The sequence below is a fragment of the Lysinibacillus sp. GW821-FHT14F06 genome, assembly GCF_058803665.1.
The window spans coordinates 61,283-74,054 of the sequence record NZ_JBXAPF010000012.1; the positions used below are offsets into that span (position 1 = coordinate 61,283).

General features: G+C 35.9%; 13 protein-coding genes, 1 pseudogene and 1 riboswitch. Of the genes and pseudogenes, 9 read left to right on the plus strand and 5 right to left on the minus strand.

Features of this window, described 5'->3' with window-relative positions; all coding sequences use genetic code 11:
* The first annotated feature begins 37 nt into the window (after positions 1–37).
* The 5 genes from AC1RNS_RS12745 (at position 38) to AC1RNS_RS12765 (ending at position 6,320) form a co-directional block, all read left to right on the plus strand.
* Entirely contained in the window at positions 38–145 is a 108-nt protein-coding gene (locus tag AC1RNS_RS12745) for a transcriptional regulator (protein ID WP_427543415.1), read from the plus strand.
* Between the two features lie 143 nt (positions 146–288).
* Complete coding sequence (gene lepB / locus AC1RNS_RS12750; protein ID WP_492993107.1) at positions 289–849, plus strand: signal peptidase I; 561 nt, start codon at positions 289–291, stop codon at positions 847–849.
* 540 nt (positions 850–1,389) lie between these two features.
* Positions 1,390–1,489, plus strand: a riboswitch (purine riboswitch).
* 150 nt (positions 1,490–1,639) lie between these two features.
* Positions 1,640–2,830, plus strand: a complete 1,191-nt coding sequence (locus tag AC1RNS_RS12755; protein ID WP_492993109.1) for an MFS transporter — start codon at positions 1,640–1,642, stop codon at positions 2,828–2,830.
* Positions 2,831–2,936: 106 nt separating this feature from the next.
* The gene (locus AC1RNS_RS12760) at positions 2,937–3,221 is read left to right on the plus strand and encodes a hypothetical protein (RefSeq protein ID WP_492993111.1); all 285 of its coding nucleotides are present in this window, start codon (positions 2,937–2,939) and stop codon (positions 3,219–3,221) included.
* Between the two features lie 492 nt (positions 3,222–3,713).
* The gene (locus AC1RNS_RS12765) at positions 3,714–6,320 is read left to right on the plus strand and encodes a cation-translocating P-type ATPase (RefSeq protein ID WP_492993113.1); all 2,607 of its coding nucleotides are present in this window, start codon (positions 3,714–3,716) and stop codon (positions 6,318–6,320) included.
* A 48-nt stretch (positions 6,321–6,368) separates the two neighbouring features.
* Here the strand turns inward: AC1RNS_RS12765 and AC1RNS_RS12770 are convergent, their stop codons facing one another.
* From AC1RNS_RS12770 to AC1RNS_RS12780, 3 genes and pseudogenes are all read right to left on the minus strand, one after another.
* Positions 6,369–6,857, minus strand: coding sequence for a DUF3231 family protein (locus AC1RNS_RS12770; RefSeq protein ID WP_492993114.1), 489 nt, complete (start codon positions 6,855–6,857; stop codon positions 6,369–6,371).
* A gap of 74 nt (positions 6,858–6,931) precedes the next feature.
* Positions 6,932–7,228 (minus strand): hypothetical protein, encoded by a 297-nt coding sequence (locus AC1RNS_RS12775; RefSeq protein ID WP_492993116.1) that lies wholly within the window; start codon positions 7,226–7,228, stop codon positions 6,932–6,934.
* 113 nt (positions 7,229–7,341) lie between these two features.
* A pseudogene (locus tag AC1RNS_RS12780) lies at positions 7,342–7,964 on the minus strand (cupin domain-containing protein).
* A 462-nt stretch (positions 7,965–8,426) separates the two neighbouring features.
* Here AC1RNS_RS12780 and AC1RNS_RS12785 point away from each other — a divergent pair.
* The 4 genes from AC1RNS_RS12785 to AC1RNS_RS12800 are packed head-to-tail and all read left to right on the plus strand — an operon-like array spanning position 8,427 to position 10,610.
* Entirely contained in the window at positions 8,427–8,648 is a 222-nt protein-coding gene (locus tag AC1RNS_RS12785; protein ID WP_492993118.1) for a transcriptional regulator, read from the plus strand.
* Positions 8,645–9,904, plus strand: coding sequence for a Y-family DNA polymerase (locus AC1RNS_RS12790; RefSeq protein ID WP_492993120.1), 1,260 nt, complete (start codon positions 8,645–8,647; stop codon positions 9,902–9,904). The genes AC1RNS_RS12785 and AC1RNS_RS12790 overlap by 4 nt, the downstream gene beginning before the upstream one ends.
* A gap of 12 nt (positions 9,905–9,916) precedes the next feature.
* Complete coding sequence (locus AC1RNS_RS12795; protein ID WP_492993122.1) at positions 9,917–10,258, plus strand: YolD-like family protein; 342 nt, start codon at positions 9,917–9,919, stop codon at positions 10,256–10,258.
* Positions 10,251–10,610: a YhjD family protein gene (locus AC1RNS_RS12800; RefSeq protein WP_492993124.1), complete on the plus strand. Its 360-nt coding sequence runs from the start codon at positions 10,251–10,253 to the stop codon at positions 10,608–10,610. The genes AC1RNS_RS12795 and AC1RNS_RS12800 overlap by 8 nt, the downstream gene beginning before the upstream one ends.
* Positions 10,611–10,694: 84 nt before the next feature.
* Here AC1RNS_RS12800 and AC1RNS_RS12805 read toward each other — a convergent pair whose 3' ends face one another.
* Positions 10,695–11,171, minus strand: a complete 477-nt coding sequence (locus AC1RNS_RS12805; RefSeq protein ID WP_492993126.1) for a GNAT family N-acetyltransferase — start codon at positions 11,169–11,171, stop codon at positions 10,695–10,697.
* A gap of 175 nt (positions 11,172–11,346) precedes the next feature.
* On the minus strand, positions 11,347–12,615 hold the full coding sequence (locus AC1RNS_RS12810) for a hypothetical protein (RefSeq protein ID WP_492993128.1): 1,269 nt from the start codon (positions 12,613–12,615) through the stop codon (positions 11,347–11,349).
* Positions 12,616–12,772 lie beyond the last annotated feature (157 nt).

Genomic DNA, 12,772 nt, shown 5'->3' on the forward strand with positions numbered 1-12,772 from the left:
ATACTTTGATTTAGAAATGGTTAAGGGAGTGATTGTGATGATTATAGGCACAATTTTATTAGCAGTTGCATTACCTGTAGGTATTGTTTTAGCAGTAGACTTATTAAATGAACAACATCACTCTGCTACGCAAAGTAACCATTGATAATTTTAAAAAAATAGAATTAATCTAGGCAAAGTGAAAAAACTTTGTCTATTTTTTGTGGCTATGAAACAATTTGTGTGAATCATTCGTCAATACACTTTATAAAATGTTATACTATAAAAAAACAGTATCGGGGAATGAATATGCAAGAGGAAAAAACAAATTTTAAAAAAGAAATACTATCCTATCTTAAAATTATTGTGATTACAGCTATTGTGGTATTAGGCTGTAAGCAATTTTTATTCGCACCGATTAAAGTGCAGGGTGCTTCGATGTACCCCACTTATCATGATAAGGATATCATAATTGTTAGTAAAACGAGTAAAATTGAACACTTTGACCAAATTGTTTTTCAATCACCAACAGAGGACGAATTATATATCAAACGGGTTATTGGTTTGCCTGGTGACACGGTTGAAATGAAGGATGATGTTCTATATGTTAATGGTAAAGCTTATAAAGAGGATTATGTGAATCGTCAAACAGATGATCCGAATCAATTACGCATTACAGAAAATTTCACTTTAGAACAACTGGTCAATGAAAAAAAGGTGCCTGAGGGAATGTATTTTGTTCTTGGCGACAATCGACTAAAAAGTTACGATAGTCGTCATTATGGTTTAATTTCTAAGGATGCCATTTATGGTGAAGCTAAGGTTACACTCTATCCGTTTAATCAATTCCATATTGGTTCAAAAAAATAACGAATGTCTAAATTATAAATATAAAACTGAAAAGGCAGAAATATTGTTTTCAATCAATATTTCTGCCTTTTGCTATTTACTTTTTTAGCTGAAACACATTTTGTCTTTTTAGTTATTTGATAGAGCGGTACATTCTGTAGAAGAGGGATAATAGACACAAACGGTTGAGTTTTCTACAGTTTCTTTGATGGGAATTGGCGGTTTGCCTAGTTTAGAGGATATGTTTGCTGGTTCATCAATAGCCAGCTCTTCTATTACTAGTTCTACGCCATAAAACAACACTAAGAAATAGCATACTAAACCTACTATACGCAAACAATCACCTCACAATATTCTTTCTAGTATTATTTATGGCCAAATTTGAAAAAATATAAGTTAAATCTAAAATCTTTCTTCTGTAAATGGCATTTTTTATTGTAAGTGGCTAGCTAAATGTATAAATAAAATGGTTTAAATTCTATTTTTAACCATTTTTTGTATAGTGGATGTGAAGTAGAATCATAAAAAATTGTTGTCATGTAAAATTCAATATGCTAATATAGCTAGGGTAAATATTTGATCTGTATAACCTCAATAATATGGATTGAGGGTCTCTACCAGGAACCATAAAATCCTGACTACAAAAATTGTGCTTCATTTTTGTAGTCAGGATTTTTTTTGTTTTTTTAGCCCATCTCTGTTATTCCGGATAAATCAGGCTGATGTGTGTTGCTATTGCCACGTTTATATGGTGCAGGACGAATGAGAAGTATCCTCTACAAAAATGATGTCTAATGGAAGGGTGATTACGATGAATTGGAGAGTTTATATTCTTGCTGCTACTACGTTTGCAGTAGGATTAGTGGAGTTAATTGTTGGTGGTATATTACCAAAAATCGCAGAGGATTTAAATGTATCCTTAGCAACAGCAGGTCAATTAATTACCATTTTTGCTCTTGTCTATGCAATTTCTGCGCCTGTCCTTTTATCATTAACAGCAAAAGTGGAAAGGAAGCGCCTATATCTTATTTCTTTATTAATCTTTACCATTGGGAATATCATGACATTTTTTAGTACAACATTCCTGACAGTGATGGTTGCTAGAATTTTTACAGCGATGAGCACAGCGTTAGTGATTGTTTTATCATTAACAATTACAACAAAAATTGTCCAGCCAAGACATCGTGCAAAAGCATTAGGGCTTGTTTTTGTTGGGGTTAGTTCTGCACTCGTCATCGGTGTACCAATGGGAATATTTGTGACCGAGGCATTTGGTTGGCGAGCTGTGTTCTTAGGAATCGCACTTCTTTCAACGATATCCATGATTCTTATTGCGTTGCTGCTTGAAAAAATGCCAGTTGTAGAAGTGGTCCCATTAAAGGCTCAAATTAAATCATTGGCTAATTTAAAAATCTTTAGTGCACAACTAACAACACTATTTATGCTGGCAGGTCATTATATGCTCTATGCATACCTCACACCATTTTTAGTAGAAGTATTTCATATGAATGCTTCTTGGATTAGTATTTGCTATCTAATCTTTGGAGTCGCGTCTGTCAGTGGGAATGCACTAGGTGGCTGGTTAAGTGATAAAATTGGTACTGGAAAAGCGATTATAATGGTTGTCTCAGTATTTGCGGTTGTATTATTTAGTATTCCTTATACAATTGTTGCCCTACCACTGTTTTTAATTGTCACCGTTTTATGGGGGGCACTTAGCTGGGCACTTACTCCTCCACTACAAAATTATTTAATACAGATTGATCCGAAAACTTCTGATATTCAACAAAGCTTAAATACAGCCGCATTACAGATTGGAATATCCATCGGTTCTGCTGTTGGAGGAGCGATGTTTGCTGTAACAGGGTCTGTCACGCATTTATCTAGCTTTGGTGCCATTTTAGTTTTATGTGCTTTAGGCTGTGCTATTTTCTCTTTAAAAAGAGCACCAGTTTCTAAAGAGCATGAGCTAGACTTAACATCCGCTCAACACAATTCATAGAGATTTTTACACATCGTTCTGGGGGAAATAGCCAAAAAAGTCATTTAAAAAGAAGGACAATCATGGCTCGAGATAGAATGTAAGTTTAAGGGAGGTTGGTAAATATATGCAGGTAGATTTAACAGAGTTTAAAAATGTCAAGGTGGTTGCAACAATTGATCAGACGTTTTATCGAAATGTGGGTGCTATTATTTTGTATGAAGAGGATTCACATACTTTATCTGTCCGCAAACTAAAAAGAAAAATCGACAATCAATATATACCAACAGATGAACTCGAAAACTTTATGTTTGATTCTCAAGCGGATGCCATAAAGTTTACCCATAAACTTACTAGAATGAGTGCACTTGATTATTTACTAGTGGTGAATAAAGAGAAGCAGTTAAAATAATGCCCTTTAGGGGAATCTAGGCATTTGGAGTAGCCATATTCCAAATGCCTTTTTTGTATTTATACGATATTCATGGTTGAGTATTAGCTGATTACTGCTCAAATTGTTATGGTTGCATTTATTTACATTCAGCTATCAAACAAATAATTAATTTCTCTATCGATTATTATCATACTGGAATAGGACAAGGAATAGATTGTTGTAGTTAAAGTATTTTAGGGGCTCAAAGAGAAAGAGATAAGGCCAATGTAATACTATTTTTTGATATTAGTTGAAAGAATTCTACTGATGAGAATCTAATCTTATGAGCTAATAAGGCGCAATATAAAAATACAAAAAATTGTTTACAAAGACTTTACCAATTCTTGTGAAAGGGAAAGAGCCACTAATAATTTTTCTCCTGAATGTTAGTCAGTGAGAGGGGATTTAGCATAATCAGGCCTTTACAAAGGGTACAGCTCGTCTAATCATTTCAAATGGAGGGGGAATCGAATGTCAGAGTATCATCAACAGTCATCAGCTGAAGTTATGAAAACATTGAATGTAACAGATCAAGGATTGAGTGATTATGACGTTCAAAAGAGACAGGAAGTATACGGCTATAATGTGTTAGAGGAAGGGAAAAAGACAAGTACATTAGCCGTTTTTCTTGGACAGTTTAAAGATTTATTAGTAATTATTTTAATCATTGCTGCATTCGTTTCATTTTTATTAGGGGAAGTAGAAAGTACAATCGTTATCATGATTGTTGTTATTTTAAATGCAATCCTAGGCACTGTACAGCATGTCAAGGCTGAACAATCTTTGGATAACTTAAAAGCATTAACCTCTCCAATTGCCAAAGTCATGCGCAATAATCAGCTAATAGAGATTTCTTCGGAAGATATAGTCGTCGGTGACCTTTTGTATTTGGAGGCTGGCGATTATATCAATGCGGATGGACGATTATTAGAAAGTCATAATTTGCATATCAATGAAAGCTCTTTAACAGGTGAATCCATTGCTGTAGCCAAACATATCGATCCAATCAGGAATAGCAATGTAACAGTGGCTGATAAAAAAAATATGGTGTACTCTGGAAGCTTTGTGACAAATGGTCGTGGCATTGTCATGGTTACAGCGATTGGCATGCAAACTGAAATCGGTAAAATTGCCAATCTATTAGATACGGCGAAAGAAAAGAAGACGCCTCTACAAATAAGTTTAGATCAATTTGGGGAAAAGTTAGCTTTAGGTATTACATTAATCTGTTTAGCTATTTTTACAATTGACCTATTTCGTGGACGAGCACTGGTAGAATCATTTATGTTTGCTGTATCACTTGCAGTTGCAGCAATTCCAGAGGCTTTAAGTTCAATTGTTACCATTGTACTGGCTTTTGGGACGCAAAAAATGGCTAAGGAAAATGCTATTATACGAAAGCTCTATGCCGTTGAGAGCTTGGGAAGTGTGTCCGTTATTTGTTCGGATAAAACAGGCACATTAACTGAAAATAAAATGGTGGTTCAAGAGGTCTATGTGGACCAAAAAGTGATTCCACATGATTGGCTACACACCACGAATACAGTCGAAAAAGATTTGATTATCAAGGGAATATTATGTAGTGATGCGGTGGAAAGAGATCAAAAGGAAATAGGTGACCCTACTGAAATTGCCCTTGTGAAATTGGGAAAGCAATATGGCTTTGATGAAGTCGTTATTAGGGAACGTTATCCAAGATTGACGGAAATTCCTTTTGATTCAGATAGAAAGCTGATGAGTACTGTGAATAAAATGGATCAGCAATCGATTATGATTACTAAAGGAGCAGTAGATGTTCTTTTACCTAAAGTCGTAAAAATTCAAACATCTGCAGGAATTCTTGATATTACACAGCACCATCGTCAAAAAATCAATGCAGCGAATCGTGATTTCTCTATGAATGGGCTAAGAGTACTAGCCATTGCCTATAAAGAGGTAAGGGACAATCAAGCAATCAATGTAAGAGCTGAACAAGATTTAATTTTTGTGGGGCTTGTCGCTATGATGGATCCGCCAAGAAAAGAATCCAAAGCAGCTGTTGAAAATTGTATAAAGGCTGGTATAAAGCCAGTGATGATTACTGGGGATCATAAAATAACGGCGACTGCTATCGCTACGCAAATCGGTATTTTAAAAGATCCGACAGAAGCGATTGAAGGGCATGAAATTGCAGATTTAACAGATCAACAATTACAAGAAAAAGTAAAAGATTTTTCAGTTTATGCACGTGTCACACCAGAACAAAAAATTCGCATTGTGAGAGCCTGGCAGGAAACAGGAAAGGTCGTTGCCATGACAGGAGACGGCGTTAATGATGGTCCTGCACTAAAACAAGCCGATATTGGTGTGGCGATGGGCATTACAGGCACAGAAGTAGCAAAAGATGCCTCCTCAATGATCTTAACGGATGATAATTTTTCAACGATTGTTAAGGCTATTGCAAATGGTAGAAGTATTTATACGAATATTAAAAACGCTATTTTGTTCTTATTATCGGGGAATGCGGGTGCCATTTTTGTTGTGTTATATGCAACTATTTTAGGCTTACCAGTGCCCTTTGCACCTGTGCATCTCTTGTTTATTAACCTGCTGACTGATAGCTTGCCAGCTATTGCAATTGGTCTAGAGCCTAATAACAAAAAAACAATGAAGGACAAGCCTAGAGATATCCATCAACCGCTATTAAATAAAGTATTCACGACGCAGGTGGTGCTTGAGGGGATATTAATTGCCATTTCAACCATTATTGCCTTTCAAATTGGGTTGTCAACAGGTGATACTTTAACTGCGAGCACGATGGCATTTACCACATTATGTTTGTCACGCTTAGTGCATGGCTTTAACTCTAGATCTAAAGAATCTATTTTTACCATTGGCGTATTTTCCAATAAATATACTTGGGTAGCATTTTTAATTGGCTTTTTAAGCTTACACGCCGTATTATTTATGCCAATGCTTACAGGTGTTTTTGAGGTTGCTACATTAAGTTTGGCACAATTAGGTTTTATTTATAGTCTGTCTGTTCTACCATTCCTTGTCAATCAGTGGTACAAGCTGTTTTTTGTGAGAACTCGATAATAGGTGAAAAGTTAACAAGCTCTCGTTTCAGAAAAACGAGAGCTTGTTTTATCTATTTGCAGCTGGAGCTAGTAACCAGCCTTTGTCCTTACTTAACTGTATGAGTTTTGCACCCAGTATGGCATATCTCATATGAAGCTCCCCATATTTTGACACATACTTCTTTTTTACAGCTTTTTCAAAAGATTGGCTAACTGAAATAACAGAGGAAGCGATATTCATCGATAGGATGGCACTGATTTCGGTATCATTGATAGCAGTTTTCCCTCGTATATCTCCCATTTTTAATTTTTTATAGTCAATGGATGCAGAAGGGGCAAGCACGCCATTGTCCTTTAATAAGGCTTGTAATTGCTTATTTTCCTCTTTTAAACATTGAATAAATTCTACGATAATCACCTTCAAATTTTTATCGGTAGCATGCTTAAAAAATGCATGATTGGATGCTATATAGCTATTATTAACGCCAAGCTGTGTCCAAATCTGAAAAATTTCCTTAAAACGTAATGACTCTAAATTATTATTTGCCAATTCCATAATTACACTTCCTAATCCTCATTGCATTTATTTAAAATTAGGATGTGTTTTGAATTAGAATTTTAATCATTTTTTTACATTAAAAGGTTGTTTTTCTTCTTATTTTTATAGCTATTAATGGTTGTTTTCAATGCTGCAAAGTTTCCAATTGCTGCGTACCCATAAAAAAAGCCCATAAATACGCCTGCAATAAGGCTATGTCGATGGCTTATAAAGATAGAAATAATCAAGCCAATAGCAAGAGCAATTGCTGGAACATATTTAGGTTGAATATGCATAAACACCTTTATTAGCTGCGTAATAAGTAAAACGGCTGGAACGGCTATTACAGCATCCCAAAAATTTGTATGGATCAGTGGAAATAATTCCATTCTCTACACCTCATTTAGTAAAAACAAAGCGATGACTTTACTATATATGGTTTCCCTTTTATCTATTTTTATGCGATAAAAGTTGGTCACCCTTGAGTGCTACTGTCTATTAATTAGTAATAGGGGCCATATGGATACATATATGGGCTGCGGTGCGGGCATGAATACGGATTTGTGTACTGTGGATACTGATACTTGTGTTTACGATGATGAGAATCTTTTGGTTTATCAGAAGCTGATTTTACACGATTACAGTCTTTGGCTGGTCCAATATATGTCGATGGTACAACTGGTGCTATTGCTTTTTTTCACAGATTTTCATCTAAGCAATAAGTGTGAGCCATAATATTGGAAGGTGTAAATCTCAATTATCTGAACCTAAAATAACCTCAGGAGTCAGGGCATCAAAAATAGCTAGTAGATGCGTGTCATCCTCAGTAGCTACCTCATAATGCCACCAGCCTTTAGGTACATTTGCAACTTGGCCCGGTTTTATAGGATAGTTTTGAAGCTTCTTGGTAAATGGATTAAGTATGGATACGATAGCAGCACCAGCAATACAATATATAAGCTCTCCTGCATTTTGATGATAATGGGGTTCAATCACATTGTCCTTACTTAGAAAAATATCAAGCAAGGACACATTTTCCAATGTATTTAATTGTTCTATTCCAGGAACATTTATATAATTTCGATTATCTTTTTTAAACAGCTTACTTTTATCTTCATTCAACAGAAGACTCCTACTTCTACAGGTGCTGAAATGAAAGCGATTTTGGTTCCTTTTCAGTGGGTGTCCAAATTCCTACTGAATGAAGATAAAGCCTCCGGCGGATGTCACGGATTTTCAAAGGAATGAATTGTGCGGGCACAATTCAAAATCCAGACGCAATTACGCCAAGGCGAAATTGATTGACGTCAAAAGTGAATTGTGTGGACGGTGACGTATAATCAATTGTTGAGCTAATAATGACATCCCTTCTAAATCAAAATGAAACACTCATCATAAGCATATGTACAAAGTCATTTTAGGCTTAAACAAAAGCCTATGTTTAGTTTCCATGTTAAAGTCCAAATTAGCTAAAATTACCACTTCTAATTAAGAACGTGTGTGCGTATAATGAAAACACAAACATTTGTTCTGTGTTAAAAACAGCTCCTGTTAGAACTCACTTGATTTTTGAGGAGGAAAGTAAAGGTGAAAGAACAGTTAATAAAAGTAATGCAGCGTCAACAAATAGTCAGCATGATGTATATATCCCAGTCTGGTGCCATTACGAAAAGGCGTATAAAGATCATCAAGCTCGCTGGTAATTCATTTACAGCATTCTGCTTTACAAGACGAGCAAAGCGTACGTTTATGATTAACAATGTTCTAGCGATACTGCCTGTTGCACAAGGAAAGCGTGAGGTTATATGAATTATGACGCTCTACCACATAGGGACATTTTTTGTATTGATATGAAATGTTTTTATGCTAGCTGTATTGCTGTGCTAGAGGGTTTAGATGTTTTGAAAGATCCCATTGCCGTTATAGGTAATTTTGAACAGCCGGGTAGTATTGTACTTGCAGCTTCACCAATGATGAAGGAAAAATTTAAAATCAAAACAGGAAATAGGCGTTATGAGATTCCTAAGCATCCAGATATTAAGCTTTTTGAACCGAAAATGTCATTTTTTCTAGACATGTCAATGGCGATTACTCGACTTATAGCTAAGTATGTCCCTGCTGACGCGATTCATGTCTACAGTGTCGATGAAAGCTTTGTGGATTTAACAGGTACAGAAAAGCTTTGGGGTTCGCCTGAGCAAGCGGCAAAAACGATTCAACAAGCGATTTACGAGCAATTTCGCATCCCCTCCGCAATCGGTATGGGCCCCAATATGCTAATGGCTAAATTAGCATTAGATTTAGAGGCTAAAAAATCTGGTTTTGCTAAGTGGAGCTATGAAGATGTTCCAAAAAAGCTTTGGCCAGTACGACCATTGTCCGAAATGTGGGGCATTGGCAAACAGATGGAACGGAACTTACATGCAATGGGTATACAGACAGTTGGAGGGCTAGCAAACGCAGATTTAAAGGAATTAGAAAAGCGCTTTGGCGTTATGGGCAATCAATTATATTATCACGCATGGGGAATTGATCTTTCCACGTTAGGAGAACCCTTGGTGACGAATGCAGCGCTAAGCTTTGGGAAAGGACAAATGCTAATGAGAGATTATCACACCCGAAAAGAGATTGCGGTTGTGCTACTGGAAATGTGTGAAGATGTCATGCGACGAACGCGTGAAGCAGGATATGTTGGCCGCACAATTAGCTTAGGGCTTTCCTATAGCCGCAATGCGATGACAAAAGGGTTTCATCGCTCTCGAACAATTGAGACACCAACAAGTGAAACGCTCGTCATGTATCAAACTTGTCTTGAATTACTGGATGAGTACTTTGCAGGTGAACCAGCACGTCAATTGTCTGTTAGAATAACAAATTTGGAACCAGAACGCAGTATCCAATTGGACTTATTTGATGCACATAAGGAGCAGCGACAGATCATTGGTCATGTGATGGATGCGATCCGTAGAAAATATGGAGCAATAGCCTTATTAAGGGCAGCTTCTTATACAAAGGCGGGTACGGCTATCACACGAAATCGCTTAGTAGGTGGACATTTAGCATAAGGAGTGAACGAGATGATACGAGATAGAGGAACAATGAAATGGACAGCGATGATGTTACCGGAGCATCTGAAGCTTTTGAAAGAATGGAAGCAAGAAAGCTATGTTGAGTTGCCGCGTGAACTGGCTGAATGGGAGCAGGAAGAATTACAGCAAAGCATAGAGCGCGCTTTTGTGCAAAATAAAAATATTATGTTAACTATATGGGAGAAGGCTAACTATTTGCAGTGGAGTGGGGTTATTCAAGCCATTGATGAGGAGAATCAAGAGCTATTATTAGAAACAATGACAAACACAAAGCCTATTCCTTTACGTCAAATTTATGCCGCACGTATAGAAGATGATTATAATGATTAACGGCGAACAACGAAGTTTACTGCATCAATATCTTTTGCTAGATTTAGCTGTAAAATCATTGCAGCAGGATTATAAACGGGCAGAGTACTTTAAAATGAAGCTTGTTTTTTTACCTTTAATGGATGCCTTGTTAAAGAATTTACGAAAGGATTATTTCCAGCTAAAACGTCAGCTAGCCCAGCAGCAAATACGAGTAGTGGGGTGGCATCGCATCGATGAATATTTTAGTGATGTGCAAATTGCCACAGCAGGGAACGATGAAGTGCTACGCTATGCCAACCAAGCGTTAAAAACGCAAGTTGAAGAACTATTGCTGCAGCAATTACAAAATCACTCATTTGAGCTTACATAATGAGTGATTTTGTAATTTAATGTTGAAAAACATCCTGAAGAATCACATATATCGCCAAGATTAACAATTTTGAATTCTATATGACTAAATGTGTAAATTCATCACAATTTGCTCGCCAATAGGTCCTATTCTTCTTTCCCCATGATCAACAAAGCCTACTTTTAAATACAAATTTTGAGCAGGAATATTTTTATGGTTCACTACTAAAACGACCTCATTGCATTCCTTAAATTCTCTTTTAATAAAGTCAGACAGTACCAGCATGCCCTTTTTGGCGTATCCCTTTCCTTGTTGCTTATGGTCAATAGATAATGCCGTAAGCAGCATAGCATTTGGATTGCTAGAGTATTCTTTCACTCTCCCTGTTGCATGAAGAACAAAAAATCCAACTGGTACATTGTCACTCAAAATAACAAGGGGGTACTGTCCAACCATTTCTATAGAAATCTCTTTAGGAAGGGCCGTAAATTGAGATTGCTCTTTTGGAAGATCAAAGTCATGTAAAACATCTACATAATCTTCTGAGAAATGTACTAATTCAATGGTGTTTATAGTTTGCATAAAAATGACCTCCTTTTTTTCGTATTCTAATACAAGAACAAATGTTCGTCAAGAGGGTGAAAAAATCAAAGTGAAGTGTATCAAAAAAGAGTGACTATAAAATCACTCAAAACAACAAGGGAGGGGTCACTTGGACAAAAGTAACCCAAACCATTACTTATCTATATAAGGATTCTTATAAATCATCTAATTTTACAAGTTCTCCATTCGTAGCGTTGACTGCAAATGCACAATCTAATTTCCCACACAAAATATATTGTGCTAATTGTTTATCGTAGACATATACAGGTGTAAGCTCAAGAAGATCTTTCAATGTATCAAACGCTTGATTTTCGGTGATTGTTCCTTTTTCAACGGTAGTATAAGCTTCGAATGTCTTTAACATAAATTGACTATCCATACTATTGATTGCTTGTAAATTTTCCGCAGCAATGATAACAAGTAGCTTTCGCTTAAAAATAAAATTGGAATGCTCATTATATTTTAAGGTTGCATAAATATAGTTATCCTGACGATAAAGGGTTGTCAGTAACCACTTCCCTGTATCATTCGGATATTCTTGACGTAGAAAATCAGAAACGGTGCTTATACATTGTTCTTTTTCCAGATTTGTAATTGGTAATAAATTCGGATGATGCTCCCTAGATATAACCTGTTCTATTGTGACATCATTGGCAAATGTAAGGCATTTTTTTTCAAATAATTGATTGGTCGGTGAATCCCAATAAATAATTTTATTGATTGCCAGTTGTATTTTGTCGTTTACAAAAAATTCATAGGGAATTGTCCTTGTTAAATCATTCGTTATATAAATTTCCTCAAAGCCATAGAAGGGAAGAATTTGCTTCTGCTTCTCTAATGGGAATTCCATAAGCTTTATTTGTTTTCTTGGCAAATCTGCAACCTTTTCTAAGGATAATGCAGGAACATCTTGTTTAAATTTTTCTTTGGGAGGAAATTGACCTATGGCTGAAAAAAGTGTCAGCTGACCATCCTGATTATATTTAATTTCAATAAAGCCAGATGGGGAAACGGGGATACCCATAAAACATTCTTTAAAAAATAATCTTCCATTTTCCTCTTCTATTAACTGAAACTGCTCGTTATAGGTAAGTCCTGTTTCTTCCTCAACCCATTGAATAATATCATTTGTGGAAGTGCTGACAATTATGTTTTTTTCAGCAAAAGACTTGTTATTAACAAACAAGATTCTTTTAAGCTGACCAGTATGCACATCTATGTCAATAATTGCAGTTCCTGGTGGATTTAAATCATCCTCTTCTACCTTTTTAGCATGAGAAGGAAGCCACTCTGTAGTAAATGTATAGGTTGTATCTTCAAATACATCTAAGCTTCTATAAAATGAAGAGGTATGTAAATAATAATTAGTTAATCCGAATTTCTCTTTTGTTGCAATAATTAATGCTTGTATTTTTTGTTCCATATAATAACGCTCCTCATAATAATCTTTCAATCGTTATACGGTAGTGCTATGGGAAAGTTTCGTAATCTAAAGAACAAATGGGTAAAAGGGTGACTTATCAAAAAAAGCTGTAGCGTACGGTAGCGCTACAGCTTCATGTGACCTATTAAGGTTAGTC